Source organism: Pseudomonas brassicacearum (genome assembly GCF_003732265.1).
Classification (GTDB): Bacteria; Pseudomonadota; Gammaproteobacteria; order Pseudomonadales; family Pseudomonadaceae; genus Aquipseudomonas; species Aquipseudomonas brassicacearum_D.
In genome coordinates, this window is sequence record NZ_MOBK01000168.1 from 1 (window position 1) to 620 (window position 620).

Below are 620 nucleotides of genomic sequence, written 5' to 3' on the forward strand. Positions count from 1 at the left end.
GCAATCTCCTTGAGATCGCGGGCGCCACTGGCCACCGCTTGCACCACGCCGAGGCCTCGCAATAGCGTCTGCGTGCCGGTGGGCGCGGCGTCCTTGGTTTTTTCCGGAGCGTCTTCCTGCATATCCAGCCTTTTACCGTTGAGCGAAGGAACGGGCGGCATTATGGTCGCCCGACGCAGACCACTACAACTCGATACGCTCGACCTTGCCGACCAGCAGCACGTAGGACAAAGCACCGATCAAGGCGAGCACCGCGATATAGGTGATCGCCGGCGCAAACGAATCGCCGCTGGCGAGGAAGCCGATGACGATCGGCGTGGCAATCGCCGACAGGTTGCCGATGAAGTTGAACACCCCGCCGGTCAGCCCGAGCAAACGCGCCGGCGCCAACGTCGACACCAGCGACCAGGTGATCGAGGCCAGACCGTTGCCGAAGAACGCCAACGCCAGGAAGGCAATCACCAGTGGCGTCGATTCAACGAAGTTGGCGCCGATGATCGAGGTGGAAATCAGCAGCCCGCCAATGATCGGCAACTTGCGCGCGAAGCCGACGGTGTAGCCGCGACGGATCAAGAAATCGGAAAAGAACCCCGAACACAAAACGCCAACGAATGCTGCGA

At 61.5% G+C, this 620-nt stretch carries 1 protein-coding gene and 1 pseudogene; both read right to left on the bottom strand.

Annotated features, from left to right (window positions below):
- Nucleotides 1-122, bottom strand: a pseudogene (locus BK660_RS30625) (IclR family transcriptional regulator); the annotation flags it as partial.
- 61 nt (nucleotides 123-183) lie between these two features.
- The coding region (locus tag BK660_RS30630) for an MFS transporter (RefSeq protein ID WP_473087028.1) at nucleotides 184-620 on the bottom strand (437 nt) is incomplete at its 5' end.